The sequence below is a fragment of the Streptomyces sp. NRRL B-24484 genome, from assembly GCF_000717715.1.
Lineage (GTDB): Bacteria > Actinomycetota > Actinomycetes > Streptomycetales > Streptomycetaceae > Kitasatospora.
This window is the reverse complement of record NZ_JOAI01000007.1, coordinates 58,018-83,207: the sequence shown is the minus strand read 5'-3', so window position 1 is coordinate 83,207 and position 25,190 is coordinate 58,018. Positions and strand designations below refer to the sequence as shown.

At 75.6% G+C, this 25,190-nt stretch carries 25 protein-coding genes; 10 read left to right on the top strand and 15 right to left on the bottom strand.

Annotated elements, in window-relative coordinates:
* Positions 1 to 214: 214 nt before the first annotated feature.
* Positions 215 to 1,015 (bottom strand): SDR family NAD(P)-dependent oxidoreductase, encoded by an 801-nt coding sequence (locus IE98_RS0109040; protein ID WP_234443463.1) that lies wholly within the window; start codon positions 1,013 to 1,015, stop codon positions 215 to 217.
* Positions 1,016 to 1,265: 250 nt separating this feature from the next.
* Between IE98_RS0109040 and IE98_RS0109035 the strand changes: the two genes are divergently transcribed.
* Positions 1,266 to 1,844, top strand: a complete 579-nt coding sequence (locus tag IE98_RS0109035) for an SMI1/KNR4 family protein (protein WP_030267041.1) — start codon at positions 1,266 to 1,268, stop codon at positions 1,842 to 1,844.
* Between the two features lie 207 nt (positions 1,845 to 2,051).
* Here the strand turns inward: IE98_RS0109035 and IE98_RS0109030 are convergent, their stop codons facing one another.
* The gene (locus IE98_RS0109030; RefSeq protein ID WP_030267038.1) at positions 2,052 to 2,594 is read right to left on the bottom strand and encodes a hypothetical protein; all 543 of its coding nucleotides are present in this window, start codon (positions 2,592 to 2,594) and stop codon (positions 2,052 to 2,054) included.
* 220 nt (positions 2,595 to 2,814) lie between these two features.
* Here IE98_RS0109030 and IE98_RS0109025 point away from each other — a divergent pair, with 220 nt between their 5' ends.
* Entirely contained in the window at positions 2,815 to 3,249 is a 435-nt protein-coding gene (locus IE98_RS0109025; protein WP_030267037.1) for a hypothetical protein, read from the top strand.
* Positions 3,237 to 3,467, top strand: coding sequence for a hypothetical protein (locus tag IE98_RS0109020; RefSeq protein ID WP_030267035.1), 231 nt, complete (start codon positions 3,237 to 3,239; stop codon positions 3,465 to 3,467). Before IE98_RS0109025 ends, IE98_RS0109020 begins: the two co-directional genes overlap by 13 nt.
* 74 nt (positions 3,468 to 3,541) lie before the next feature.
* On the opposite strand, the gene IE98_RS0109015 is transcribed toward IE98_RS0109020, so the two are convergent.
* On the bottom strand, positions 3,542 to 4,483 hold the full coding sequence (locus IE98_RS0109015; RefSeq protein WP_052390311.1) for a LysR family transcriptional regulator: 942 nt from the start codon (positions 4,481 to 4,483) through the stop codon (positions 3,542 to 3,544).
* Between the two features lie 249 nt (positions 4,484 to 4,732).
* Between IE98_RS0109015 and IE98_RS0109010 the strand changes: the two genes are divergently transcribed.
* Complete coding sequence (locus IE98_RS0109010) at positions 4,733 to 5,626, top strand: ketopantoate reductase family protein (RefSeq protein WP_030267031.1); 894 nt, start codon at positions 4,733 to 4,735, stop codon at positions 5,624 to 5,626.
* Between the two features lie 28 nt (positions 5,627 to 5,654).
* On the opposite strand, the gene IE98_RS0109005 is transcribed toward IE98_RS0109010, so the two are convergent.
* The 7 genes from IE98_RS0109005 to IE98_RS0108975 all read right to left on the bottom strand — a co-directional run bounded on the left by IE98_RS0109005 (position 5,655) and on the right by IE98_RS0108975 (position 11,965).
* Positions 5,655 to 6,017, bottom strand: coding sequence for an ArsR/SmtB family transcription factor (locus IE98_RS0109005; RefSeq protein ID WP_052390310.1), 363 nt, complete (start codon positions 6,015 to 6,017; stop codon positions 5,655 to 5,657).
* Between the two features lie 435 nt (positions 6,018 to 6,452).
* On the bottom strand, positions 6,453 to 7,166 hold the full coding sequence (locus tag IE98_RS0109000) for a VanZ family protein (RefSeq protein ID WP_078660867.1): 714 nt from the start codon (positions 7,164 to 7,166) through the stop codon (positions 6,453 to 6,455).
* A gap of 154 nt (positions 7,167 to 7,320) precedes the next feature.
* Positions 7,321 to 8,676 carry a tetratricopeptide repeat protein gene (locus IE98_RS47800; protein ID WP_043173768.1) on the bottom strand — a complete coding sequence of 452 codons (1,356 nt, stop codon included), beginning with the start codon at positions 8,674 to 8,676 and terminating at the stop codon, positions 7,321 to 7,323.
* A gap of 44 nt (positions 8,677 to 8,720) precedes the next feature.
* Positions 8,721 to 9,125 (bottom strand): hypothetical protein, encoded by a 405-nt coding sequence (locus IE98_RS47795; RefSeq protein ID WP_030267022.1) that lies wholly within the window; start codon positions 9,123 to 9,125, stop codon positions 8,721 to 8,723.
* Between the two features lie 89 nt (positions 9,126 to 9,214).
* The gene (locus IE98_RS0108985; RefSeq protein WP_030267019.1) at positions 9,215 to 10,438 is read right to left on the bottom strand and encodes a glycosyltransferase; all 1,224 of its coding nucleotides are present in this window, start codon (positions 10,436 to 10,438) and stop codon (positions 9,215 to 9,217) included.
* A complete protein-coding gene (locus IE98_RS0108980) occupies positions 10,435 to 11,259 on the bottom strand; it encodes a MerR family transcriptional regulator (RefSeq protein WP_030267016.1) in 825 nt (274 codons plus the stop codon). The genes IE98_RS0108985 and IE98_RS0108980 overlap by 4 nt, the downstream gene beginning before the upstream one ends.
* Positions 11,260 to 11,374: 115 nt before the next feature.
* Positions 11,375 to 11,965 carry a hypothetical protein gene (locus tag IE98_RS0108975; protein ID WP_030267014.1) on the bottom strand — a complete coding sequence of 197 codons (591 nt, stop codon included), beginning with the start codon at positions 11,963 to 11,965 and terminating at the stop codon, positions 11,375 to 11,377.
* A gap of 240 nt (positions 11,966 to 12,205) precedes the next feature.
* On the opposite strand from IE98_RS0108975, the gene IE98_RS0108970 reads away from it, so the two are divergent.
* A complete protein-coding gene (locus IE98_RS0108970) occupies positions 12,206 to 14,110 on the top strand; it encodes a hypothetical protein (protein ID WP_030267011.1) in 1,905 nt (634 codons plus the stop codon).
* Complete coding sequence (locus IE98_RS42210; protein WP_052390309.1) at positions 14,107 to 14,673, top strand: SMI1/KNR4 family protein; 567 nt, start codon at positions 14,107 to 14,109, stop codon at positions 14,671 to 14,673. Before IE98_RS0108970 ends, IE98_RS42210 begins: the two co-directional genes overlap by 4 nt.
* Positions 14,674 to 14,836: 163 nt before the next feature.
* Here the strand turns inward: IE98_RS42210 and IE98_RS0108960 are convergent, their stop codons facing one another.
* The gene (locus IE98_RS0108960) at positions 14,837 to 15,493 is read right to left on the bottom strand and encodes a fasciclin domain-containing protein (RefSeq protein ID WP_030267006.1); all 657 of its coding nucleotides are present in this window, start codon (positions 15,491 to 15,493) and stop codon (positions 14,837 to 14,839) included.
* 16 nt (positions 15,494 to 15,509) lie between these two features.
* The gene (locus tag IE98_RS0108955) at positions 15,510 to 17,126 is read right to left on the bottom strand and encodes a molybdopterin-dependent oxidoreductase (protein ID WP_030267004.1); all 1,617 of its coding nucleotides are present in this window, start codon (positions 17,124 to 17,126) and stop codon (positions 15,510 to 15,512) included.
* A gap of 412 nt (positions 17,127 to 17,538) precedes the next feature.
* Between IE98_RS0108955 and IE98_RS0108950 the strand changes: the two genes are divergently transcribed.
* On the top strand, positions 17,539 to 19,425 hold the full coding sequence (locus IE98_RS0108950) for a transglycosylase domain-containing protein (protein ID WP_234443462.1): 1,887 nt from the start codon (positions 17,539 to 17,541) through the stop codon (positions 19,423 to 19,425).
* Positions 19,426 to 19,471: 46 nt separating this feature from the next.
* Here IE98_RS0108950 and IE98_RS0108945 read toward each other — a convergent pair whose 3' ends face one another.
* The 3 genes from IE98_RS0108945 to IE98_RS0108935 form a co-directional block, all read right to left on the bottom strand.
* Positions 19,472 to 20,731, bottom strand: coding sequence for a hypothetical protein (locus IE98_RS0108945; protein ID WP_030267000.1), 1,260 nt, complete (start codon positions 20,729 to 20,731; stop codon positions 19,472 to 19,474).
* A gap of 484 nt (positions 20,732 to 21,215) precedes the next feature.
* Positions 21,216 to 22,508, bottom strand: coding sequence for a tetratricopeptide repeat protein (locus IE98_RS0108940; RefSeq protein WP_052390307.1), 1,293 nt, complete (start codon positions 22,506 to 22,508; stop codon positions 21,216 to 21,218).
* Positions 22,505 to 22,741, bottom strand: a complete 237-nt coding sequence (locus IE98_RS0108935; RefSeq protein WP_159400861.1) for a hypothetical protein — start codon at positions 22,739 to 22,741, stop codon at positions 22,505 to 22,507. Before IE98_RS0108935 ends, IE98_RS0108940 begins: the two co-directional genes overlap by 4 nt.
* 176 nt (positions 22,742 to 22,917) lie before the next feature.
* Here IE98_RS0108935 and IE98_RS0108930 point away from each other — a divergent pair, with 176 nt between their 5' ends.
* The 3 genes from IE98_RS0108930 (at position 22,918) to IE98_RS0108920 (ending at position 25,082) form a co-directional block, all read left to right on the top strand.
* Positions 22,918 to 23,331: a RidA family protein gene (locus tag IE98_RS0108930; RefSeq protein ID WP_030266990.1), complete on the top strand. Its 414-nt coding sequence runs from the start codon at positions 22,918 to 22,920 to the stop codon at positions 23,329 to 23,331.
* A gap of 78 nt (positions 23,332 to 23,409) precedes the next feature.
* Positions 23,410 to 24,057, top strand: a complete 648-nt coding sequence (locus IE98_RS0108925) for an RNA polymerase sigma factor (RefSeq protein ID WP_106976546.1) — start codon at positions 23,410 to 23,412, stop codon at positions 24,055 to 24,057.
* Positions 24,054 to 25,082, top strand: coding sequence for a CU044_5270 family protein (locus tag IE98_RS0108920; RefSeq protein ID WP_052390306.1), 1,029 nt, complete (start codon positions 24,054 to 24,056; stop codon positions 25,080 to 25,082). The genes IE98_RS0108925 and IE98_RS0108920 overlap by 4 nt, the downstream gene beginning before the upstream one ends.
* Positions 25,083 to 25,190: the final 108 nt, after the last annotated feature.

Below are 25,190 nucleotides of genomic sequence, written 5' to 3'. Positions count from 1 at the left end.
GGGACTCGTGGTCGCGGACCTTGCACCGCGCCGGCTGCGAGCCGCCCGGACGGGCTGCGGCACCACGGACAGCCCGCCGATCTGGTCGCCGCCGGGATCGCCCCGGCCCGCGCCTGCTCGACGAGCGGATTCGACGGAGGAGGAGAGCTCGGACCGACTGTGCCGGGTCACCGTGGCTCGTTGGCGCTGCGTCCCGCGCGGTCCCCGAGCGCGGTCAGTGCGCCGAGCGGCGGGTGCCTGTGCTCGGCCTCGGCGGCGGCGTCCGTGCCCGGGACCGGGCGGCTCGGCCGGGTGCCGGCGGAGGGCAGCAGGCGGGCGGCCAGGGTGAGGGCCCGGGTGGTGGTGGCGGGCGCGAGGCCGTACACCCGGCTGCCGAGCTTGGCGGCCGGGTGAGCACCAGTTCCGGGCGGCCGCGTTCGGCGGCCCGGACGATCGCCCGGGCGGCACGCGCGGCGTCCATGGAGAGCAGCGGCAGGCTCGCGGCGGGCGCGAACCGGGCGTACTCGTGTTCCGGGCGCCCGGCGAAGGCGGCGGCCCGGTGGAAGCCGGTGCGCATCAGGCCCGACAGCACGGTGGTGACGCCGATGCCGTCGGCGGCGAGTTCGGCCCGCAGGCCCGCGGAGAGTCCGGCCGGTGCGAACTTGGCGGCGACGTACGGCAGTAGGTGAGGGGCCGGAATGCGGCCGCCGATCGAGGAGACGGTGACGATCGTGCCGCTGCGGCGCTCGCGCATACCGGGCAGCGCCGCGAGCACCAGCCGGATCGGCGCCCGCACCATCACGTCCAGTGCCCGGTCGAAGTCCTCGGCGCCGAAGGCCTGCAGCGGGCCGACCTTGATCAGTCCGGCGTTGTTCACCAGCACGTCGAACCGGCCGAACCGCTCGACGGTGGCGGCGACCAGCCGCTCCGGGGCGTCCGGATCCGCGAGGTCGCAGACGGTGGACGCGACGGTGCCGCGCCGGCTCAGTTCCCGTTCGGCGGTGGTGGGTTCCTGCGGATCACGGGCGCAGATCATCACCTGCGCGCCGCGGTCGGCGAGTTCGCCGGCGATCAGCAGGCCTAGGTCTCTTTCGGATCATCGGGCGGCAGGGCCACCGCCTTCATGAGATGCCTGTCCGAGTCGTCTCCTAGGGTGCGCATCGGTGTGTCCGACGGGTCGGCAGGAAGGCAAGGGGATGGCTGAGGCGTGGAATCGACTTCGGGCGATCATGGGGGAACCGCTCTACGTCCCGGCCCGTGTTCCGTGGGAGCTGGCGCCCGTTGAAATGGGTGTCCGACTCCCCTCGGACTACCGGGCGTTCATCGACCTGTACGGCGGGGTGGTGCTGAACGGCGAGTGGGGTGTGTACACCCCGACATCGGAACCGCGCGGCGTGGAGCCGAGTGGTCTGGCCTGGTGGCGCTACGACACCGACATCAGCTTCCGTGACCAGGTCGAGGGCGAGGAATGCTACTGGAATCCACCGGGCGCCACTCCGGTCTTCCCGGACCCGGACGGCCTGCTGCCCTGGGGTTGGAACAGCAACCACAACCAGTGCTGCTGGCGCACGATCGGACCGGATCCCGACAAGTGGCCGGTGACGGTGTTCTTCGAGGATCGGCTCGATCATTTCGACGGCGGCTTCGCGGACTTCCTGGTGACCGTACTGACGGGCGGGTACGCCGCGGAGGCCGAACTCCTGGTGCGTGCGGACCCCGCGGTGTGGGGCCCCGAGGTGGCCCGGCCGCTCTGGTCGCCCAGTCGTGACTGGGCCGGCAGGAATTGGGGCGCCGAGTGGGGCGCCACCGGATTTGCGGCCTCCGGCTCGACGGAGATGCCCTGGACCGTCAGTCCCAAGGGCTGAGGATCCTCGGCCGGTCCCTGCGGGGCACTCCTTCGGTTCATCTCGCTGACCACATGAAAATGGCGGCGAGGTGGAGTCCGGCGCGGCGGCCAGGGCGGCGCCGGCCCAGCCGGGCTCGGTGCCCTGCTGCACGGTCGTCCGGCGCACGGTGGCCCGGTCGCCGCCGCCGGACCGGGCCGGTCCGGTCCGCCGTGCTGCCGCGGTGGGCTACCGGCGCGTCACCGTCGGCTCGCCGGGGCGGCCGGTGGCCGGGTCGACGGTGATGACCCTGACCTCCCTCTCGGCGGTCACCGTGATGCGGTCGGGCCCCGACCACTCGGCCTTCTGGAACCAGCCGCGCCCGTCGCGCTCGTCCCACACGCCCAGGTCCCAGTGCCGGGCCGACCAGCCGCTGCCGGTCATGAGCTCCACGTGGTAGACCGGGTCGATCGAGAAGGCCTTGTTGGTCACGGTCAGCACGTGGTCCGGGTGGCCCGGCCGGGCCGTCCGGTCCACCGGCGTCCCGGACCCGCCGAGCGCCAGGGCCAGGAACGCGATCGGCACGCCGCCGAGGATGAGCGCCACCAGGCCGGCCGCGCAGCCGATCTGCGACCACTGCGTGCGGAACTCCAGCTCGACCACCGCCGAGACCACCGTCAGGACGACCGCCGCCCCGACCAGCGGCACGGGGTGGTTGAACCACTGCTCGACCTCCACCAGCCCGCCCGAGTGGGAAGCCTGAATGCCCGACAGGTACGCCAGCAACGGCACCAGCGCCAGTCCTCTGAGCCCCCACGCAACCTGTCTGCGACGCCTCTGGGTCATCCGCCCCCCCGAGTGGATCATGTGAGCGGACTGTACTACGGGACGCGACCCTCGTGGGCCGCCGGCGGGACGACCACCTGCGGGATCGGCGCGCCCGTCGGCTACGCTCTCCCGGATCAACGGCGCGGGTTCCCTCCGGCCCCGCCGAACCGGAAGGCACACCGCATTGCTAGCCACCGCCGAGCGCACCCGGCCCGTCTCCCAGCGCTGGGCGCTGCTGCCGATGGGCGGCGTGCTCCTCGTCGCCGCCGCCGTCTTCGAGCGGGTGGTGACCAAGCCCCGGCCGCAGGACGTGCACGTGCTCTGCACGACGCCGGCCGAGCTCTCCCTCATCGGCTTCGTGGCCGTCCCGGCGGTCCTCCTCGCCGGCCTGGTCTGCGCGCTCGGCGTCGTCCACCTGGTCGTCGACCCGCCCGCCCGGATCGCCGCACCGCTCGTGTACGTGCTCCTCGCGCTGACCGCGGTCGTCGGCGCCGACGGACTCGACCGTGTCGGCGCGGGCATCGCCACCGCGGCGGCCGCCGACTTCCGGCAGAACGGCGGGGAGTCCTGCGACTACCCGATTCCCGTCTACCGGGAGACGCCCGGGTGGTTCTTCTGAGCGGCACCGGCCGCTACCGGTGGCGCACCGACGCCCGGATCGCGCTGCCCGCCGCCCTGATGCGGCTGTTCCCCAAGGGGTCCGAGGACTGCGGGGACCACCAGTGGTACCGGCAGGACGACCGCACCTTCCGCTGCTACCACTGCGAGCCCGGCGAGCGCCCCGGCACCCCGGAGGAGGACCGGGCGCAGCGCCGCGCCCCCGACCGGGACGCCTGAGCCGGCGGCCGCGCCCCGTCTGTCCACCGGACGATCCACCGGACGGTCCGTGCGCCGTGCACGGGCGCCGTGACTCACCGCCCGGACGGCTCCGGGTGGGCCACGGCCCGCCGCTGTTCGGGGACGGTCGCGGTGCCGCAGTGGTGCTCGACGGTCTCGGCGAAGGCGCGTGCCGGTGGGGAGAGGGCGTCCCAGCGGCGGACCGCCCAGCCCGCGGTGAGGGCCGGCAGTCCGGGGAGGGGGATCAACCGCAGGTCCGGGTGGCCGGGACCGCTCCAGGCGGGAAGCGTCGGGACGACGGCGCGGCCGAGGCCGAGTTCGGCGAGCAGGATCGCGGTGTCCCAGTCGGTGACGCTGGTGTCGAAGACCGGACGGATGCCGGACTCCGCCAGCCACGCGCCGAGTTGGCGCCGTGCGGTGGAGTTCTCCGGCAGTCCGATGAGTCGCGTGTCCTGGAGGTCCGCCGGCGCCACCTCCGTCCGCGCGGCCAGCGGATCGGCCGCCGAGACGGCGAGCGACCACGGGAGTTCGACCACCGGTCGCTGCTGGACGGCGCGGGCGGCGGGCCCGAGGGTGATCCAGGCGAGGTCGACGCTGCCGGCCGCCAGGGCGTCGAAGCAGCCGCGGCTGGAGGTCTCGGTCTGGAACTCCAGGCTGACCCGCGGGAATCGCCGCCGGAAGTCGACGACGGCGGCGGCCATGAAGTGCCGCACGGTGGTGGCACCCGTGGTGATCCGCACCGAGCCCGCACCGGCCCGGGCCGTCTCCTCCAGTCGCCGCAGGGCGTGGTCGATGCACCCCAGGCCCTCGGTGACGGCCGCGTCCAGCATCCGCCCGAACGCCGTCGGCACCACGCCGCGGGTGTGCCGTTCGATCAGGCTCAGCCCCACCTCGCGTTCCAGCCGCTTCACGTGCTGGCTGACGGCGGACTGGGTGCAGGACAGCTCCCGGGCCGCTGCGCTCAGCGAACCCGTCCGGCAGACGGCGGTGAAGACGCGGAGGTCGTCGAGGGTCACGGCGACCCAAGGTACCGCTTGGGTCTCTGCGAGCAAACCCGAGGATTGACTTGGGTTTTCGCCGTGCTCGAAGATCGTTGCAGGGCCCAGGGCGGCAACCCGCCGCCGCCTCCACCCGCTCCGGACGCGGTGGCTGCGGCGGCGGGTGTCGACCCGCTTCGGGCCGTCGCTGCCCCGCGCCGGTCCGAACGGCGTGCCGCGGCGCTCGGCCGCACCCGCGCCCTGCACCCGGAGACGACAGGAGCACATGTGACCACCACCCCCCTGACCGTGGCCGTCCTCGGACCGGGCGGCGTCGGAGGACTGATCGGCGCACTCCTCGCCCGTGACGGCCACCGCGTCCTCTGCCTGGCCGGCGAGTCCACCGCCGCCGTGCTGGACACGGACGGTCTGCACGTCGAGAGCGCCCGCTACGGGGAGTTCACCGCGGCGGTCGAGGCGGACACCGTGCTGCGACGGCCGGTGGACGCCCTCCTCGTGACGGTCAAGCAGACCGCCCTGGAAGCGGCGCTCGACCGCGTGCCGGCCGACGTCCTCGGCGGTGCCGTCGTCGTTCCGCTGCTCAACGGCCTCGACCACCCGGCCGTCCTGCGCGGGCGCTACCCCGCCGCGCGGGTCGCGGCCGGCACGATCCGGGTCGAGGCCACCCGGACGGCGCCGGGCCGCATCGTCCACGGGAGCCCGTTCGCCGACGTCCAACTCGCCGCCCCGGTGGACGACCTCGCGGACGCGCTGCGGACGGCCGGCCTCGGCGTGACCCTGCGCACCGACGAGTCCGCGATGCTCTGGGAGAAGCTCGCCTTCCTCGCCCCGTTCGCGCTGCTGACCACCCGCTACCGGGCCGGCGCCGGAACGGTCCGCAGTGACCGGCGACCGGAACTCGCCGCCGTGGTCGACGAGGTCACCGCCGTGGCGCGGGCCGCGGGCACGGCGGTCAGGAGCGAGGACGTGCTCGGGTTCTTCGACCGGTCGCCGCACGGGATGAGGTCCTCGATGCAGCGCAACGCGGAGGCCGGCCGGCCGCTCGAACTCGACGCCATCGGCGGGGCGGTGCTGCGTGCCGCCGCCGCGCACGGGATCGGGGCCCCGGCCACGGCCCGGCTGGTCGCGGACGTCGCCCGCAGCACCGGCCGGGAGGGCTGACCGCCGCCCCGGCGGACATGGCGGGCGGTCAGGTGCCGGGGCGCAGGTCCCCGAGCAGCTCCGCCCGGCCGGTGATCACGTCGGTCAGGATCGACCGGGCGACGGCGAGGAGTTCGGCGACCTCCGGGCTGGCGATCCGGTAGATCACGGTGGCTCCGTCGCGGCGGGAGGTGACCACCCCGGCGCGGCGGAGCACGGCGAGCTGCTGGGAGAGGTTGGATGCCTCGACGCCGACGTCGGTGAGGAGCTCGGCGACGGCGTGCTCGCGCTGGCTCAGCAGTTCGAGGACCCGGATGCGCACGGGGTGACCGAGGGTTTTGAAGAACTCGGCCTTGATCTGGTAGAGCGGCACCGTGGCGACGGAGGGTTGCTGCGGGGCGCCGGCATGCATGGGGGTCACCGTCCGTGTCGTGGGTTCGCGTACTGGTTCGACTGTAGCAACGCAGGTCACAGGCCCGGCCCGGACCGGGCACGAGGGCCCGCCGGTGTCGGACGGCCTCGGCGCCGCATGTCGGGGACGGTATCGGCCCGGAGGCACCGGGCGCTGCCACACGCACATGTGAACACATGCGCAACTGGCCAAGTCGCCCGGCCCGGACGGGTGCACGGAGATGACGCCGCACCGGACCGCCGCTCCCTGGTCACCGTTCCCCGGCCGCCGTTCCCGGTCATGGAACCCGGTCGGTGGCCCGGGGTCGGGACCCCGCACAGCGCGGGCCGACCGCCACCCGCCGGTGCCGTGCTTCTCCGCGCCCTCCCCCGGCGCACTGCGCCACCCCGGCGGGCCGTGCGGTGGGCCGTCCCGGCAGGCCGTGCGGTCGACGACTCAGCGCGCCGGGACCTGAGCCGGCCGGGGTCGTTCCGAGGGCTCGGCCGCGGGACGCCACCGGCCGCGGGACGCCAGCGCGGCCAGCCCGGCACCCGCGGCGTTGAGCAGGACGTCGTCCACCGAGGAGACCCGGTCCAGCCACAGCACGTACTGCGCCGTCTCGACCAGGACGGAGCAGACCGCCCCGAGCGCCAGGACGCGCGGCACCGAGGCCAGCGCCGCGAACCGCACCGGGGCGAGGAAGCCCAGCGCGGCGAAGACCAGCAGGTTGCCGACGACCTGGACGGTCGCCGTGAGCGGGGCGCCCGCGAGCACCGCGTACAGGTCCCGCAGCGGCACCAGGCTCACCCGGCGGGGAGCCGAGCCGGCCCCGGCGCCCGGCAGCAGGATCATCCACACCCAGGGCAGCGTCCCGTAGACCATGCCGACCTCGGCCAGCGACGCGCGCCGCGCCCACCCCGGGGAGGTCCCGCCGGCGCGGCGACGACGGGCCAGCGCCCACCCGGCCAGCACGGCCAACGGCAGTCCGGCCGTCGTCAGGAACACCACGCCGTTGATCGTGCCGAGCCAGCCGTGCCACCCCCCGCCGTGCTGGTGCAGCGGGCGCTGCGCGAGGAAGGCGACGGCCGCAGCGCCGAGGACCGCAAGACCGGCGAGCACCGCCCTGCGGATGCGGCGGGCCGGTGACGGGGGTGACGCGGTACGGTCCATGGCTCCACTGACGACGGAAGGCCGCCCGGCCCGGCCACGGCGGGTGCTGATCGATTCGTCCGCGAGTATCGCACCCCCGCCGACCGCCACCGTGGCAGGTCGTCAGCGGACCGGGTACCGCCGGGTCCGGCCGATGGCCAGGAGGTTCTGCTCCTCAGAAGGGCGGCCGGTCGGTGGGCGGGCCGTCGCTCGCGGACGGCGGGACCATGCGCGGCACCGGCCGGCGGAGGGCCGCCAGGGCGTCCCCGATGCGGCCGACCTCGACCAGGTGCCGCGCGAGATCGGCGGGAATGACCGAGCGGCACTGCTCCAGGTACGCGACGGCCGCCTCCGGCCGCCCGGCCCCGGCGAGCAGCCCGGCCACGTGCGAGGCGCCGTACCCCGAGCCGCTCGCGGGGTGGGCCCGGGCGGCTCCGACCGCCCGGTCGACGTGTCCGGCGGCGACGAGCAGTCCCAGCCGCAGCCGGAGGGGCTCCACGTCTTCGGATCCCAGGCGGGGTTCGAGGGCGTCGAGGTGGGTCAGCCCCTCCTCGGCCCGCCCGTGGTCGGCGTACAGCCGGAACAGCGTGTCGACGGCCCGCTCGTCGGTGCCGCCGCCGGGCCTGTCGACCCGTGAGCGCACCTCCTCGATCGCCTCGTCGACCCGGCCGTGCCGCACCAGGAGCTGCGCCAGGAGGTCGAGCGAGTTGCCGCCCGGTCCGTGCTCCTCGGCGTGCCGGCGGTACACCGCGGCTGCGCCGTCCGGGTCGCCGCGTTCCTCCAGCAGGTCCCCCAGGCACCGGGCGGCATGGCCGTGGGAGTCGGTCGCCGCGTACGCGCGGAGCTCGCCGATCCGGCCGCTCCGGGCCAACAGCTCGGCCAGTTGGTCGCGCCCGTCGATCGACGTGGTGGCACGGGTGCGCAGCAGGGCGATCGCCTCGTCGATCCGGCCCTGCCGCTCGCGGACCTCAGCCAGCAGCTCCACGGCGTTGTCGGGTGTGACGGACCGGCAGCCGCACGGCCCGTCACACCGCTCGGCAGCCTCGATCCGGTCGGCCAGCAGGGCGGCGACCTCCTCGTCCCGGCCGAGACCGGCGGTCACCTCGACCAGCGCCTCCGCGAGCGACCAGTCCTCGACGTACGGCCGGAGCAGGTCGAAGGCCTCGCCGCCGCGGCCCTGCCCGGCGAGCAGCCGCGCGAGATGCGCGACGGCCGGCGGGTGTCCCCGCTCCGCGTGCGGACGCACCAGGAGGACGGCCTCCTGCGGCCGTCCCCACCGCTCCAGCAGTCCGGCCTCGGTCTCGACGGCCTTCCACCGGCCCGTGGCGGTGAACGGCGCGAGCGCCGTCAGTGCCTCCTCCAAGCGGCCCGCCCCGGCCAGGGCCCCCGCCCACGCCCTCGCACAGAACCAGTCGCCCCCACGGGCCTGCGCGGCCACCTCGTCGAGGTGGCCGCGTTCCACCATCAGGGCGACCAGCCGGGGCGGAATCCATCCGGAGCGGGTCCGGGTTTCGAGATCGACGGCATCCACGGGTGGGCACCCTAGCGTCCGCCTCCGACGATCGTCCCGGCCCGTCACCCGCCGCGGAGGGCCCTGTGGGCGCCGTACGCCTCCAGGAAGGCCTGGATCGCCTCCAGCTCGTCGCCGAAGGAGACGGGGCGCCACTTCGCCTTCCCCCCGTCGCGGTGGTGGAGGTCGAGCCAGGCGGCGATGCTCACCGTGGTGCTGTCGGAGAAGCTCTGCCCGCGGACCTTCAGCTCCACCCCGGCCAGGTCGTCGAACCGCACGACGTCCGGCGGCGTCCGGTCGTCGCGGTACTCGACGGCGCCCTCGGGAGTGATCACCAGCAGCGGGTCGGGGTCGTGCGAGGAGCCGTGCAGCAGGCCGGACAGCTTCCCCCGCTTCTTGGTGAAGACCCGCCAGTTCGCCGGTGCGGCGCCGTGGCGGGCGTGTTCGAGGATCGTCTGCGGGTCGGTCATGCCGCCTCCGGTGTCTCCAGGACCACGACGGATTGTCCGTCCACCGGCGAACGGCCGCCACCGAGGAGCGCCCGCCGCCGAGGCCCGGGTCACCCGCCGGTCAGCCGCCGGACGGCCAGCAGGACGCGGCCCGCCCCGTCCTCGCCCGCCAGGTGCTCCGCGGCCCCCGCGGCGGCCTGCGCGAAGGCCGGCCGCCGCACGACCCGGCGCAGTGCCTCGGCCAGCCGTGCGGCGGTGAGGGACGCGAAGGGGATCGGCTCGGTCGCGGCGCCGAGCGCGGCCAGCCGGCCGGCCCAGAACGGCTGGTCGGCGGTGACCGGCACGGTGACCGCCGGGACGCCGGCCCGCAGCGCGGCGGCCGAGGTGCCGGCCCCGGCGTGGTGCACCACGGCGGCCAGTCGTGGGAACAGCAGCGCGTGCGGGAGGTCCCCGACGGTGAGCACGTCCTCGCCCTCGGCCGCGAGCCCGGCGCTGCCGGACTGGAGGATGCCGCGCAGACCGGCCCGGCGCAGCGCCCGTACGGCGAGGTCGCCCAGCCGCTCGCCCTCGCCGGCCGCCATGCTGCCGAAGCCGACGAGCACGGGCGGCGGCCCGGCCCGCAGGAAGTCCTCGACCGCCTGCGGCAGTCGCTCGGTGGGGTCGACGTGGGGCCACCACGGGCCGACGACGTCGAGACCGGGCCGCCAGTCGGCCGGCCGGCGCACGAGTGCGGTGCTGAAGCCGTACAGGACGGGCCAGTTCGCCCGTTCCTGCCGTCGGCGCATCGCGGCGGCGGAGAGCGGTGGCAGTCCGAGGCGGCCGCGCAGTCGCGCCACGGCGGGGTCGTACAGCCGGTCGGCGATCCGCAGGGCGAGGCGTCCGGTGGTCCGGTTGCCGAGGCGGCCGAGCGGGCGGACGCCGGGGACGGTCGGCGGGAAGTCGCCGGTGGGAGCGGTGGGTTGGAGGTGCACGCCGAGGCTCGGGATGCCGGTGGCCTCGGCGAGGTGCCAGCCGAGCGGTGCCGTGGTCGCGGACAGCAGGAGCAGGTCGGCACCGCCGTCCACCGCGTCGGCGAAACCCTGGCCGAGTTCCGTGACGAACGCACCGGCGGTGCGCAGCAGTTCGCGGCGGTCCGGGGCAGGGCCGGTGCCGGGGCGGGGCCGGGTGTCGGCGGGCAGGCTGCGGAACTCGAGTCCGGCGGCGCGGACGAGCGGGGCGAAGGGGTCGGCGGCGGCGACGGCGACCTCGTAGCCGGCGCGGCGCAGTTCGGCACCGAGGCCGGTGTAGGGCGCGATGTCGCCGCGGGAGCCGGCGGCGGCGATCAGGATCCTCATCGTGACTCCCCGGAGTCATGGTGGTCGACATCGTGCCGGTCGGCGGGACGGGCGGTGCGGCGGTCCGCGTTGGCGTGGACGGCGGTGTGCAGGTACCCCGCGAGGCCCGGGCGCTGCTGGGAGGGCGGGACGACCAGGGCGAAGGCGCGCGGGTCGGTCGCGAAGTCGTCGGCGATCCGGCGGTGCATCTCGGGCGGGCAGGTGGTGAACCAGCGGGCGATGTGCAGGCGGTGCTCCTCGGCGAGGTCGGCGGCCCGTTCGCCGTCGCCCGGTTCGCCGTCGTCGAAGGCGGCGAGGAGTTCGGACCGCCAGGCGGCGGACTCGGCCATGAGCTGCCGCCAGTCCTCCTTGGAGTGGGCGGCGGCGCGCGCCATGGACTCGCGCTGTCCCTCGGAGTGCGCCCACTTCTGCTGGGCCTCGGTGGCGTAGCTCAGGTCGAAGGCGATCTCGCCGAACACCTCGAAGCGTTCCTGCGGGGTCATCGCGACGCCGGTCCGCTGCACGGCGATCGCCTGTTCCGCGACCTCGGCGAGCCGCTGGAGTCGCGCGATCTCCTCGCCCAACTGGCGCTGCCTGTCCAGGAGGTGCTGCAGGGCGTTGGCGTCCGGGTCGGCGAGGATCGCGGCGATCCCGTCGAGCGGGAAGCCGAGCTCGCGGTAGAAGAGGATCTGCTGCAGCCTGGCGAGGTCGGCGTCGTCGTAGAGGCGGTAGCCGGCGTCGCTGCGGCCGCTCGGCGAGAGCAGTCCCGCCCGGTCGTAGTGGTGCAGTGTGCGGACGGTGATCCCGGCGAACGCCGCGACCTGTCCGACGGAGTGGTTCATCCCCGTGCCCTTTCGTCGGCCTCAGCTTCGGGCCTGACGCAGGGGGAGGGTCAATTCGGCTCCGGGGCTCCGGCCGGCCGGCCCCGGGACGGTGGGCCGGCGGCCGGGCGCCTGCTCACGGGTTGACGCTCAGGCCCTGCGCGGCGAAGACGACCGTGTTGTGGGCGTCGGTGCGGATGGTGAAGACGTTGCCCTGCCAGCCGAACGCGCCGAAGGTGTTCTTGCCCTCGCCGTGGGCCTTGAACAGCTTCGCGAGGTCGTCGGCGGTCGCGGCGGGCGCCTGCTGCTTGCCGGGCGTCTGCAGCAGCACCTTGGCGGTCGGGGCCAGGGGGTAGGTGTCGGTGGGGGCGTCCGGCTGCCGCTCGACGGTCGGCGCGGTGGCACCGCCGTGGCAGGTGACCTTCGGCGCACTGCCGTTGAGCAGGAGGCCGGTGGTCTCGATCTGGATGCCCTCGACGTACACCCACTTCGCACCGGCCGCCGGCCCGCACGGCTCCTTGCCCACGGTGGCGCCGGCGCTCGGAGTCCCCGCGGTCGGCGTCCCGGCGGTCTGTGGGGCGGTGGTGGTGCCGGCGGACGCGGCCGTGGTGGCGGGTGCGGCGGACGCCGCGGAGCTGCTGCCCCCGTCGGAGCCGCAGGCGGTCAGCAGGGCTGCGGCGGCAGCGGTGGCGAGGCTGGCGCGAAGGACGCGCGCGGATGCGGACATGGTGATGGACCTTCCCCCGTGGAACCTGGATGCGTCGTCGCCGCGACGGCCGGGTCCCGCACCGGCATGTCGCCCTGGGCGAACGGCGCGTGACACCGTATCAGTCCGGGATCCGCCGGTCCGGCGGGCGCGCACCCGCCGTACCCGGCCCCCGGACGCGGCACCGCCCGGCACCGCTGTCGGCGGCGGTGGGTAGGGTCGGCGGCACCTGAACGACCGAGCACCACGGGAACGCGCGCCATGAGATCTCCGGACGAGCTGGACGGCGTCCAGTGGGACGCCCTCGACCACGCCTACGGTTCCGCCGAGGACGTGCCCGAGCTGATCGGCGCGCTCTACGGGGACGAGGAGGCCGCCTCCGAGGCGGTCTACGAGCTCTTCGGGAGCATCCACCACCAGGGCACGGTGTACGGGGCCTCCGGCCCGGCCGTCCCCTTCCTGGCGCACGCCGTCCGGCACGCCCCGGGCCACCGCGCCGACCTGCTGATGCTGCTCGCCGTGATGGCCGACCACGACCGGACGGCTGCCGGCTCGCCGGCCCGGCTCAGTGCCGACGTGGCCGCCGTCTGCACCGAGCTGTGCCGCGTCCTGCCGGACCTGCTGCCCTGCCTGGGGGACGCCGAGCCGTCCGTCCGGCGGGCCGCGCTCCGGGTGGTCGGGGCCGTGGCCGACCTGCTCCCCGCCGGGTCGTCCGCCCCGTCGCGGGTCGAGGGCCTGTACGCGGCCGATCCGGTGCCGGCGGTCCGGGCGGACGCGGCGACCGTCCTGGCCCTGCTCGGCCGGGAGACGGGGGCGCTCGACCACCCGCTGCGGGAGGTCAGGCTGGCGGTCGCCGTCCTGGAGGCCGAACGGTCCGGGCCGCCGTACCGGGCCGAGCTCGTGGCGGTGGTCGCCGCGGACGGCGCCGAACCCGACCGGCGGGACGACGACCTGCCGTGGGCCGACGGCAGCACCGCGGACGGCCGCCTGACCGGGCTGCTGGTCCGGGACCCGGACGCCGCCCTCGCCGTGGCCGCCCGCTGGATCGCCGCCGGCGACCTCGGCGCGCGCGGCTCCTGGCTCGCCCGGAACGTCGCGGAGACCTGGCGGGACCGCGAGCCCGAGGTGGTGGACCTGCTGCTCGCCGCCCTGCCCCACCAGCCGGACGCGGAGGCCCGCAGCGCCCGGCTCCGCGTCCTCGGCGGCTGGATCGGGCACCTGCCCGAGCCGGGCGCCGACCTCCGCGACACCCTGCACCGGTACGCGACCGCCGACGACCCGAGCGCCGAGGCGGCCCTCCTCGCGCTGGTGCACGCCCGCGACCCGCGGGCGCTGGACCTGGTGCTGGAGCAAGGGCCTGGGCGGGCAGCGGACCTGCTGCCGGAGCACCCCGGCAGCGCGCTGCTCTCGGCGGCGGCCCGGTCCTTCCCCGGCGCCGCCGACCGGCTGGTACCGGCGATCCGCCGCGCGCTGGCCGCGGGCGCCGACGGCAACGCGGCCGTCGCCCTCGTCGGCGCCCTGGAGCAGTTCGGCCCGGCCGCCCGGCAGGCCCGGCCCGAACTCACCGACTGCCTGCGGACGGGCCGCGCCGCGATCGTCGCCGCCCACCTGCTCGGGCTCCTCGGCGAGCGGACCGAGGAGATCACCGGCCTGCTGGCGGAGGCCGCGCTGAGCACCGACGCCTCGCTGAGCAGCGCCGCGGCCGCCGCCCACCACCGGCTCACCGGCGAGGCCGGCCCGGCGCTGCGCACCTTCGAGCGGCTGCTCGCGGGTGGCGGCCAGGTCCACTGGTACCTCGACCACCTCCAGCCGCTCGGCGCGGCCGCCGCTCCACTGCTGCCGGTCGTCGAACGGCTGCTGGACGGCGGTGACTGGACGCGGCTGGCGGCCGCCGAGGCGCACCACCGGATCACCGGCTCCGCGGACCGCGCCGTCCCCGTCCTCGCCGGCCTGGCCGGCCCCAGCCCCGTCGGCCTGGCGGCCCTGCGTGCCCTCGCCGCCGTCGGCCGCACCCCCGAGCAACTGCGCCCCACCCTCCGCGGTCTCGCCTTCTCCCCGCTCAGGCTGCTCGCGGCCTCCGGCCTCTCCGGCACGGGCCACCCCGACGAGGAACTCCGCGCGCTGGCCTGGACGCTGCTCGCCGCCGAACCCGCCGCGACCCGATGAGCGGCACGGACCGGGCGGCCGCCGCCCACGACGCGGTCGAGCGGCTCGCCCGGCTGCTCCCGGGCCCCCACCGGGGCCGGGTCAAGGACTGGACGGCCGTCGAGGCCGCGCTCGGGTCCGGACTCCCGCGTGACTACCGGGAGTTCGTCGAGCGCATCGGCGGCGGCCACGTCGACGGCTACCTGTACGTCCTGGAGCCGGACTCCCCCAACGCGTACCACGACCTCGTCGATGCGGCCGAGGAACGTGCCGAGGCCTTCGCCCACCTCTGGGGCAGCTCGGAGGAACCGCCCGCCGAACTCCGCGGGTCCGGCGCCCGGCTGATCCCCTGGGCGTCGACCGACAACGGCGAGTTCCTGTACTGGCTCGTCCGCCCCGGCCGGCACCCCGACGCGTGGACGGTCATGGTCGACGCGGCCCGCGAGGAGCGGTGGGAGCACGTCGACCTGCCCTTCGCCGGCTTCCTCCTCGCCACTCTCACCGGCCGGTTCCGCTCCGGCATCCTCACCGACGCCTTCCCCACCGCCCCGCACACCTTCACCCCGCTCGCTCCGCCCCACTGACGAGCAGGTCCGCGGGACGGGACGGTCCACCGTGGTGTTCCGCACCGGCGCGCCCCGCACCGCCGCGGCCGGGGAGGAGGGCGGCGGTGCAGGGCGCTGTCCGGGACGGCCCCGGGGGAACGCAGACCACGGGGGCCGTCGGGCCGTCGGACGGGACGGCCGGTCAGGAGGTCGGCATCAGGACGGTGTCGACGATGTGGACCGTGGCGTTGGCCGTCCGGACGTTGCCGCAGACGACCTTCGCCTTGCCGTTGACGGTGAAGTCCTCGCCGGAGCCGGTGGCCCTGACCTTGCCGCCCTCCAGGGTCTTGTGCTCGCCGGGCAGGGCGGCGGGGGCGAGGCGCTCCGGTACGACGTGGTAGGTGAGGATCTTCGTGAGCTTGGCCTTGTCGGCGAGGACGGCGTCCAGGTCGGCCTTCGGGATCTTCGCGAAGGCGTCGTTGGTCGGCGCGAACACGGTGATGTTCTGCGCCGAGTTGAGCGTGTCGACCAGACCGGCCTTGGTCACCGCCGCGACCAGGGTGGACAGCGCCGGATTGTTGGACGCGGCGGTGGCGACCGGGTCCTGGGCCATCCCGGCGAAGGACCCGGCGCCCTGGGAGGGCACCGAGGCGCAGGCCGCGCCGAACGGCTGCGCGCCGCCCGCCGGCGCGGCCTGTGCGGCCGGGACCTGTCCGTCCGGGGACTGCATCGCCGTGGCCGCGGAGTCCGCACCGGCGGAGTAGTCGCTGCCGCTGCTGCTGCAGCCGCCCAGCCCGAGGGCGAGGGAACCGACGGCGAGCAGGACGGCGAACGACCGGGGAGCGGAGAGACGGGACATGGGATCCTCCTGGATCTCAGAAGACGGTGACGACCGTGCTGTGCCAACCCGTCGAACCGGACGGGAACGGGGGTCTGCGGGTCTCGGGCTGGGTCCGGCCGCCTGCGTCGGTGGCGCGGACCTCGATGCGGTGGGTTCCGGGGGCGGCGCCGCGCCAGGTGTGCGACCACTGGCGCCACAGGTCGGGACCGCCGTCGGCGGCGAGCGCGGCCTGCTGCCAGGCGCCGCCGTCGACGCGGACCTCCACGGCGGCGACGCCGCGGTGGGTGGCCCAGGCCGTCCCGGCGAGGTCGACGTCGCCGGCCGGCACGCGGGCGAACGGCGCGGGGACCTCGATCCGCGAGGCGGTCCGCACCTCCCCGGTGCGGTCCCAGCCGCGCCTGACCCAGTACGGGTCGAAGGCGGCGAAGCGGGTGACCTCCAGCTCGACCAGCCACTTGGTGGCGGAGGTGTAGCCGTAGAGGCCGGGCACCAGGCTGCGGCAGGGGAAGCCGTGCGCGACCGGCAGCGGCTCCCCGTTCATGGCCACGGCGAGCAGCGCCCGGCGCCCGTCCAGGACGGATTCCAGCGGGGTGCCGATCGTCATGCCGTCCCGGGACCGGCCGACCAGCTGGTCCGCGCCGGGCCGGACACCGGCCCGGCGCAGCAGCGCGGGCAGCGGGGCGCCGAGCCAGCGGGCGGTGCCCGCGTACCGGCCGCCGACCTCGTTGGAGACGCAGCTCAGCGTGAGGTCGAGCTCCTCCAGGGGCTGGCGCAGCAGGTCCTCGAAGCTCAGGACGACGGGGTGGTCGACCAGGCCGTGGATCCGCAGCGACCAGTCCCGCGGGTCGATCGCGGGCAGGGTGAGCGCGGTGTCGACGCGGTAGAAGTCGCCGGTCGGCGTGACGAAGGGGGTGAGGCCGGGCACCGCGGGGTGGACGCCGGCCGGCCGGGGCCGGGCGGGGACGGCGGGGGCGGGCAGTCGGACGGCGGCCCGGGCGGCGCCGACGTCGTTGCGGCTGTCGGCGAGGCGGCGGCCCCCGGCGGTGCCGAGGACGGCCACCGCGGCGCCGGCGCCGGTGGCGACCACGACGGTCCGCCGGGGCGGGCCGGCGGCGGCCGCGTCCGGCGGTCCCGTCCGGTCGGTGGGGGTGTCCGGGGCGCGGCCGGTGGCGCGGCGCAGCGAACGGGAGAGGAACCAGAGGGCGGCGGCGTCCGCGAGGCCCGCGGCGACGGACGGCAGCGCGTCCGCGGCCCGGGCGGTCGGCCGCGAGGCGGCCGCCCAGACGCCGAGTGCGCCGAACAGGGCGGTGACGGCCGCACCGACGGCCGGACGGCGCAGGGCGATCAGCCCGACGAGGGCGGCGAACAGGGCCGTCACCGCGTAGATGCCGGTGAGCAGGACGGCCTTGTCGTGGGTGCCGAAGGAGCGGACGGCGTACTCCTTGAGCCAGGTCGGGGCCAGGTCGATCGCGGCCGAGCCGACCGCGACGACCGGGGAGGTGCCGGGGCCGGTGAGGGCCGCGGTGACCTCACCGGCGGCCAGGGCCAGCCCGGTGGCCACCAGGCCCACCGCGCCGGCGGCGCACACCCGTCCGAGCCCCGCCCTGCGGCGGCCTGTCGGGTGGTCATGGTCGTTGCTCACGAACGGCATTCGGGGCCGACGGGGGTGCGGATGGGTCCGGATTTTCCGAGCCGCCGTCCCGGTTGCCGTTCGGCCCGCTCGTGACGGGCGAGCGGGTGCTGCCGGAGGTGCATCACGGCGGGTGAGGCTCCGTCAAGTCGTCGGCGTCCGATGCCGGCATGGCGAAGATCACAAAGCCATGACGGGGTGCATCGCGCGTCTATAGGGCGGGGGTGACGTTGTCGTCGACGAATCGGAGCTGAGTGTGCGTGTCCCAGGGCGGCGCCGGAGCGGTACAGCAGGATCGGGGAGGCGCCGGCACCGGGCCGGGGCCCGGGCGGGACGGGGCGGCCGGGCGCTGCGGGTGGTCCGGCGGCTGCGGCCGGCCTACCCGCGGCCTGGGCTGCGCGGTGTCCGGCGGTGGCTGCCGTCCTGGCGGCAGGTGCTCACCGTCCTGCTGACGGGGGTGGCCGCGCTGGCCGGCACGGTCGTGTGGCTGTTCGCGACCACGCACGTCCCGGACGACCTCAACTCCTTCGCCACCCAGCAGAACAACGTCTTCTACTGGTCGGACGGCACCGAGATGGCCCGCACCGGCTGGGTGAACCGGCAGGAGGTGCCGCTGGAGAAGGTGCCGGAGTCCGTCCGGTCGGCGGTGCTCGCGGCGGAGAACGCGACCTTCTACTCGGACGCGGGCGTCTCCCCCACCGGCATCGCCCGGGCGGTCTGGGCGATGGTGACCGGCGGCGACACGCAGGGCGGCTCGACCATCACCCAGCAGTACGTCAAGAACATCTACCTGACCCAGGAGCGCGACGTCTCCCGGAAGGCCAGCGAGATCGTCATCGCGGTCAAGCTGGACCGCCGGCTCAGCAAGGACGAGATCCTCGCCGGCTACCTCAACACCAGCTGGTTCGGCCGGGGCAGCTACGGCATCCAGCGGGCCGCCGCCGCGTACTACGGCAAGGACGTGTCGGCGCTGAACCCGAGCGAGGCGGCCTTCCTCGCCTCGCTGCTCAAGGGCGCCTCGCTGTACGACCCGTCGCTGGGCAAGGACAACCGCCAGCGGGCGGTCGAGCGCTGGTCGTGGGTGCTGGACCGGATGGTGGAGACCGGGAGGCTCTCGGCCGCCGAACGCGCCCGCTACACCGTCTTCCCCGATCCGGTGGCGCCGCCGGTCGCCCGGGGTCTCGGCGGCCAGACCGGCTACCTGGTGGACCTGGCCGAGAGCTACCTGGTCGCGCACTCCGCCGTCACGCCCGCCCTGCTCGACCTGGGCGGCTACCAGATCCGCACCACGTTCGACCGGCAGCGCACGGCCGAGCTGACCGCCGCCGTGCAGAGCGCCGGCCCGCAGCTGGACCCGGCGCGGGAGGCCGACGCCCACGTGCGGATCGGCGCGGCCTCGGTCGCCGCGGACGGGCGGATCCTCGCGCTGTACGGCGGGCCCGACTACCTGAAACAGGGCTTCGACAACGCCAACACCTCGAACGTCCCGGTCGGCACGGCCTTCACCCCGATCGTGTACGCGGCCGGTCTCGACCAGGGCGTCCGCAAGGGCCGGGAGGGCGGCCGGGGCCAGGTCGCCCCGGCCACCCGCTACGACGGCGGTGACGGGATCCCCGTGATGACGCCGGAGGGCCCGTACTGGGGACGGGACGGGAAGATGGCGAAGACCGCCAACGAGGGCCACAGGAACTGGGGCAGCATCAGCCTGCGCGACGCCGTCGCCCAGTCGGTGAACGGCCCGATGGTGCAGCTCGGGATGGACGTCGGCCTGGACAGGGTCCGCGCGACGGCCACCGGGCTCGGGCTGCTGCCGGAGACCCTCGGCGACCTGGTGCCGTCGTTCGCGCTCGGCAACTCCCGGCCCAGCGCGATCCGGACGGCTGCGGCCTACGGCGCCTTCGCGGCCGGGGGGATGCACACCGACCCGTACTCGGTGGTGTCGGTGAGCCGCAACGGCGCACCGGTCGTGCTGATCCGGCCGGCCGCCGTCCGGGCGCTGCCCGAGGCGGTCGCGGACCGGGTCGACGAGGCGCTGCAGGGGGCCGTCCGCGACGGCAGTGCGCGCGAGGCCGCCGCGGCCGGCACCGGGGCGGCCGGCAAGCCGGGGACGACGGAGGACCGCACCGCGGGGTGGTTCGTCGGCTACCGGGGGCAGGTCGCCACCGCCGTCACCATGTTCCGGATGGACCCGACGAGCCTGGCGCTGCTCCCGCTGGACGGCGTCGGCGGCGCACCGGCCACCGACCCGGTCTCCGCCTACCCGACGCGGATCTGGACGGCCTACACCCGGCAGCCCGACGGCGCCGGGCACGGCCGGTAGGCCGTCCTTCCGGGGCCGGGCGGCGCCGCCCGGCCCCGGAGCGCGGCTACTTGACCAGGGTGGACCAGTCGGCGGGCTGCGCCGGGTCGAGGCCGCGCAGCCGTTCGAGCACCTTCGGGTCCTGCGCGTCGAGCCAGTCGGCGAGTTCCTTGAAGGAGACGCAGCGCACGCCCTCGCGCTTGCAGACGCTCTTCACCACGTCCTCGATGGCCTGCATGTAGATGCCGCCGTTCCAGGTCTCGAAGTGGTTGCCGATGAACAGCGGTGCGCGGCTTCCGTTGTAGACCCGCTCGAACCCGTTGAGGTAGCCGTCGCGGGTCTCCCGCTCCCAGGCCTGGTACTTCTTCGGATCGCCGTTGGTGCTCTCCCCGGACTGGTTGGCGAGGAAGTTGAAGTCCATCGACAGCACCTGGGTGGACTTGCCGGGGTACGGGACCAGCTGCAGCGGGAAGTTCCAGATGCCGCCCTTCTTGGCCGGCCAGACCTGGAACTCGCCGGGCGAACTGGCGTCGTACCGGAACCCGGAGGCCTTCTCGGCGGAGAGCAGGTTCGTCTGGCCCTCCAGGCAGGGCGCGCGGCCGCCGACCAGCTCCCGGGTGTAGTCGAACGGCAGCGCCGGCACGTCCTTCATGCCGGTGTTGGTCTTCCAGTCGGTGACGAAGGAACGGGCCTGGTCCAGCTCGCTCTGCCATTCGGCGACGCTCCAGTCGCCGCCGCCCTTGGGGCCGCAGAAGTGGCCGTTGAAGTGCGTGCCGATCTCGTTCCCGTCCGACCAGGCCTGCCGGACCTGTTCCAGGGTCGCCCGGAGGTGCGCGTCGGTGGGGAAGGATATGTCCGCCTTGCCCGCGTCGTGCTGCGGCGGGTGGTACAGCGAGCGCTTGGCGTTGGGCACCAGGTAGATGCCGCTGAGGAAGAACGTCATGTGGGCGTCGTTCTCCTGCGCGACCTTGCGGAAGTGGGAGAACAGGTGGTCCTCGTTCTCCAGCGCGCCGTCCCAGGAGAAGACGACGAACTGCGGCGGCTTCTCACCGGGTTTGAGCTTCGCCACGGGCGGCCGGTTCGGCTGCGGGCCGGTGTCCGAGGTGGAGCCGTCGCCGATCGACCGGACGACGCCGTCCCAGGTCGGTGACGGCGAGGGCCCGGGCGTCCGGGCCGGCGCGGGGCTGCCCGCGGCGCTGCCCGCGGCGGCGGCGGGGACGGGACGCGGGGACTCCGGGTCGCCGTCGGAGCCCGGCAGCAGGGCGACGGTGACGGCGCCGGCCACACCGACCGCGAACAGGCCGGCCAGGCCGCGTGAGGTTCTCATCGTCTTCCTCGTTCCTCCTCGGCGGCAGCCGGGGGGTCGGCTGCCCTGCGTACGGGCCGGCCGGGGACGGCCGAGCCCGCGGACCGGCCACGCGTTCGACCGTCCCTGCCATGCAGAACGCTCCTGACCACCCATCAGGTTGCAGGCGAACCGGAAGAGATCCGTCCGACCGCCCTCCGGCCACCGGAAACTCCTTGGCGGCACCGGCCCGTCCTGCCACGATCACCCGATGACCGATCCCCGTGACGCCGACGTCCGCGACGCCGACGTCCGTGACGCCGACGTCCGTGACGCCGACCTCCGACGGCTGTGGGGACGCCTGCTGTACGAGCGTCAGGGCGACCCGACGGCCTGGGCCGAGGGTGTGCTCCGGGCGACCGGCCGCCCGCGGGCCGCCGTGGCCGCCCGCGTCCGGCGCACGGAACCGGTCGGCCGGCAGGTCCGGCACCGCCCCTCCCGGCCAGGTGAGGTCGCCGCACGTGGATCAGGTGCCGCCGGCAGCAGTCCCGTCACCGCGCCACGGGTAGAGCGCCAGGGCCTCGTCGACCCGGCCGAGCGCCAGCAGGTGCCAGGCCACGGTGTCGGGGTCGAGGTCGGCGGCGGGGGCCACGGCGGCGAGCGCCTCCTCCCCGCGTCCGGCCTCGGACAGCAGCTCGCCGAGGAACCAGCGGTCCTCGGCGGGCAGGTCCCGGGCGCGGGCCTCCTCGATCGCCTGCTCCCGGCGGCCGCAGGCGGCGAGCATCCGGGCGCGCAGCCGGAAGTGGCCCCGGTCGTCGAGACCGTCGCAGCGCCGCACCCCGTCCAGGTGGGCGAGGCCGTCCTCGGGGCGGCCCAGGTCCGCGTAGAGGGTGCACAGCGACTCGACCAGCCACGCCTCCGGCCCGTACGGGGACACCGGCACGGCCCGCAGCACCGTGACCGCCTCCTCGCCCCGGCCGTGCCGCACCAGCAGCTCGGTGAGGGGCAGCGCCGCGTCCGAGGGCCGTCCGCGCCCGTTCTCCAGACGGGAGCGGTGGACCTCGACCGCTCCCGCCACGTCGCCGTGTTCCTCCAGCACTGCGGCGAGCCGCCGGGCGGCGAACCCGTGGTACTCGGCGGCCGCGAACTCCCGCAGCTCGTCGAGCCGGTCGTGGCGGGCCAGCAGGTCGGCGAGCTCGCTGCTGTCGCCGAGCAGGGCGACCGCCTCGCCGGTCCGCCCCTGCCGCTCGCGCACACCGGCCAGCAGGGCCACGGCGTTGAGCGGCTCGACGGTCCGCCGGGTGCACGACGGGTCGCCGCAGCCGTGCGGTTCCGCGATCCGGGCGGCCAGCAGCTCGGCGACCTCCTCGTCCCGGTCCAGTACTCCCGCGGCCTCCACCAGGACGGCGGCGAGGTGCCAGTCCTTCAGGTGCGGCAGCAGCAGCGCGTGGGCCTCCTCGGGCCGTCCGCTGCGCAGGAGCAGCCGCCCGAGGTGGTGCAGGGCGTCCCGCCCGCCGGCCTCGGCGTGCGGGCGGACCAGGGCGATCGCCTCGTCCGCCCGGCGCCACCGCTCCAGCAGCCCGGAGGCCGTCGCAACCGCCTCCCACCTGCCGGCGGCGAGGTACGGCTCCAGTACCGCCAGGGCCTCGCCGCGCCGGTCGGGGCCGTCCTGGCCGCCGAGGATCCGTGCCCACTCCTGCGCGCAGTTCCGGTCACCGCCGCGGGCCCGCCGGGCCACCTCCTCGGCCCTGCCGAGTTCGACGAACCGGGCGACCAGGAACGACGGGATCCACCGGTCGTCGGGGTCGGTCGCCTTCACGAGGCGTCACCTCGACGGTCCCGCCGGTCGGCCCGGGCCCGCCCCGGGGAGCCGACGGCCCGTCGGGCACGCAGCCGCTCGGCCGTGCCGAGCGCCGGGTCGAGCACGCCCGCGGCCAGGAAGATCCCCACCACCACCCGCTGCAGGAGCGGTCCGTCGGAGAGCACCCCTGCCGCAGCGGCCACCATCACGGCCGCACGCCACCACAGCGTCCGTGTCCACGCTCGCGCCACCCGCCCCGCCTCCCCGCCGGCCCGGCCGTCCGGGCGGGGTGCAGCCTACCGACCGGGTCGTCCGACGGCGGTTCGTGCCCGCGATATTCGCTGTCGGCGGGCGGGCCGCGGCCGCGAGGATGGCGGGGTCGTACGACGGCCGTGCAGGGTGTGCGGCCGCGGAAGGGAGTGACGCCATGTCGGAGATCACCCGGATCATGGAGCCGGCCGGGGTCGCGCCGAGCGGCCGCTACAGCCACGTGGTGAGCGGGCGGGGGCGGTTCGTCTCGGTGGCCGGGCAGGTGGCGCTGGACGAGAAGGGCGAGCTGGTCGGCGCGGGAGATCCGCTCGCCCAGGTGCGGCAGGTCTTCACCAACCTGGAGCGCTGCCTCGCCGCCGCGGGCGCCGGCTGGCGCGACGTGGTGAAGCTGACCTTCTTCCTCGCCGACATCGCGGACCTGCCCGCGGTCCGCACGGTCTGGGACGAGGTGCTGGACCCGGAGCACGCGCCGGCCAGTTCCGCGGTGCAGGTCGCGGCGCTCGCCCGGCCCGACTTCCTGGTGGAGATCGAGGCCTTCGCGATCGCGCCGGAGGAGCGGGCCACGCCGTGACCACCGCCGCTCGACCGGGCCCGCCGGGCGTCCGGAGATCGACCGGGAACCGCACCGGGCGAGCGGACAGGTAGGGGTGTGGAACCGTCACTGAGGTCCCGGCTGCGCGCCGGGCACCAGAACGCCTTCGGGGAGATATTCGATGACCATGCCGACGCCCTGTACGGCTACGCCCTGCGGACGCTCGGGGACTGGGCCGCCGCCGAGGACGTCGTCTCGCTGACCTTCCTGGAGGCCTGGCGGCTGCGCGCCAAGCTGCTGGAGGAGGGCGACAGCGTGCGGCCGTGGCTGTTCGGCATCGCCGCCAACGTGCTGCGCAACACCGCCCGGGCCGCGCGTCGGCACCGGGCCGCGATGGCCCGGCTGCCGGAGCGGGAGGCCGTGCCGGACTTCACCGACGAGCTGGTGGGCCGGCTCGACGACGCCGCCCAGCTGGCGGCGACCCGGCGGGCGCTGGCCGGGCTGCGGCGCGCCGAGCGGGAGGTGTTCACGCTCTGCGTCTGGTCCGGTCTCGACTACGCGGCGGCCGCGGAGGCGCTCGGGGTGCCGGTCGGCACCGTGCGGTCCCGGCTGTCCCGGGCGCGGACCCGGCTGCGCGGGCTGGCCGAGGAGGAGTTGGCGGCGCCCCGGCGGTCGCCGGCCGGCACGGAACCGGCCGGGCGCAGCGGACAGGTACGGGGTGACCGCGTCCCAGCGGTCCGGTCGGTGGAGGGGAAGGGCGCATGAACGGCATCCCGGAGCACGACGGGCCGGCGCTTCCCGCCGACCGCCGCCAGCTGTTGAGGGATCATCTGATGAACGAGATCGGCACGGAGAACGTCGAGGCCCCCGTCCGCCCGCGGCGGCGACGGCTCGGCTGGGTGGCACTGCCCGCCCTGGCGGGCGCGCTGTCGCTGGCCGTGGTGCTGACCCCCGGCGAGGAGCCGGCAGGGCGCGGGTCGCCGACCGTGGCCGGGCCCACGGCGCCCACGGCCGGGCCGGCGTCGTCCGCTCCGTCCGGGACGGCGCCGGTGACACCGTCCGCCGCGGTGCAGCTGCTCGACCGGATCGCCGCGGTGGCGGCGAGCGGGCCGGTCCGGAAGGTCGAGAACAACCAGTTCGTCTACGTGATGTCGGTGGTGAAGTACCCGGACCAGACGCCCGACGGGCCGGTCCCGGGCGCACTCCACGAGCGGCAGGTCTGGCTCTCGGTGGACGGCAGCCGGCCCGGGCGGCTGCTGGACCGCACCCTGGTCGACGCGGCGGACGTGAAGGCGGGCCGTCCCGGGGGTCCCGCGCCGGACGGCACCCTGCCGCTCGACACCAACCCCAGCCCCAACCTGCACTCCCCGACCTACCGGTACCTCGCGGGGCTGCCCACCGACCCGGACGAGATGTTCGCACTGCTCAACTCCGAGCCGCACGGCGAGAGGTGGACGGACCAGCGGCCCTTCGGCACCATCGGCGACCTGCTCGGGGAGCAGATCGCTCCGCCGGCGGTGGCCGCCGCGCTCTACCGGGCCGCCGCGAAGATCCCGGGCGTCGAGGTGATCCGGGATTCGGTCGACGCGGCCGGGCGGCACGGCGTCGCGGTGGGCCTGAGCTCGCAGGACGTCCGCGTGGAGTGGATCTTCGACCGGAACACAGGCGAGTTCCTGGGCGAGCGCCGGGTCGTGCTGCGCGACGGCCTCCAGGGAAAGGCCGGCGACGTGATCGCCGAGACGGCCGTCCTGGCCCGCGCGATCGTCGACGCCCCCGGCGACCGCCCCTGACGCGCCCGGCCCGGCCCGGAGTTCCCCGTCCACGCGGCACCTCCGGGCCGGCCGGGCCGCGGCTCGCCCGAAGACTGCCAGGTCATCTCTTTCGGATCCGGGCGGGCG

Coding starts and splice junctions, on each gene's coding strand:
- IE98_RS0109040 (WP_234443463.1), bottom strand. CDS start 1,015: ATGATCTGCGCCCGTGATCCGCAGGAACCCACCACCGCCGAACGGGAA.
- IE98_RS0109035 (WP_030267041.1), top strand. CDS start 1,266: ATGGGTGTCCGACTCCCCTCGGACTACCGGGCGTTCATCGACCTGTAC.
- IE98_RS0109005 (WP_052390310.1), bottom strand. CDS start 6,017: ATGCATGCCGGCGCCCCGCAGCAACCCTCCGTCGCCACGGTGCCGCTC.
- IE98_RS0109000 (WP_078660867.1), bottom strand. CDS start 7,166: ATGGACCGTACCGCGTCACCCCCGTCACCGGCCCGCCGCATCCGCAGG.
- IE98_RS47795 (WP_030267022.1), bottom strand. CDS start 9,125: ATGACCGACCCGCAGACGATCCTCGAACACGCCCGCCACGGCGCCGCA.
- IE98_RS0108985 (WP_030267019.1), bottom strand. CDS start 10,438: ATGAGGATCCTGATCGCCGCCGCCGGCTCCCGCGGCGACATCGCGCCC.
- IE98_RS0108980 (WP_030267016.1), bottom strand. CDS start 11,259: ATGAACCACTCCGTCGGACAGGTCGCGGCGTTCGCCGGGATCACCGTC.
- IE98_RS0108975 (WP_030267014.1), bottom strand. CDS start 11,965: ATGTCCGCATCCGCGCGCGTCCTTCGCGCCAGCCTCGCCACCGCTGCC.
- IE98_RS0108970 (WP_030267011.1), top strand. CDS start 12,206: ATGAGATCTCCGGACGAGCTGGACGGCGTCCAGTGGGACGCCCTCGAC.
- IE98_RS42210 (WP_052390309.1), top strand. CDS start 14,107: ATGAGCGGCACGGACCGGGCGGCCGCCGCCCACGACGCGGTCGAGCGG.
- IE98_RS0108960 (WP_030267006.1), bottom strand. CDS start 15,493: ATGTCCCGTCTCTCCGCTCCCCGGTCGTTCGCCGTCCTGCTCGCCGTC.
- IE98_RS0108955 (WP_030267004.1), bottom strand. CDS start 17,126: ATGCCGTTCGTGAGCAACGACCATGACCACCCGACAGGCCGCCGCAGG.
- IE98_RS0108945 (WP_030267000.1), bottom strand. CDS start 20,731: ATGAGAACCTCACGCGGCCTGGCCGGCCTGTTCGCGGTCGGTGTGGCC.
- IE98_RS0108930 (WP_030266990.1), top strand. CDS start 22,918: ATGTCGGAGATCACCCGGATCATGGAGCCGGCCGGGGTCGCGCCGAGC.
- IE98_RS0108920 (WP_052390306.1), top strand. CDS start 24,054: ATGAACGGCATCCCGGAGCACGACGGGCCGGCGCTTCCCGCCGACCGC.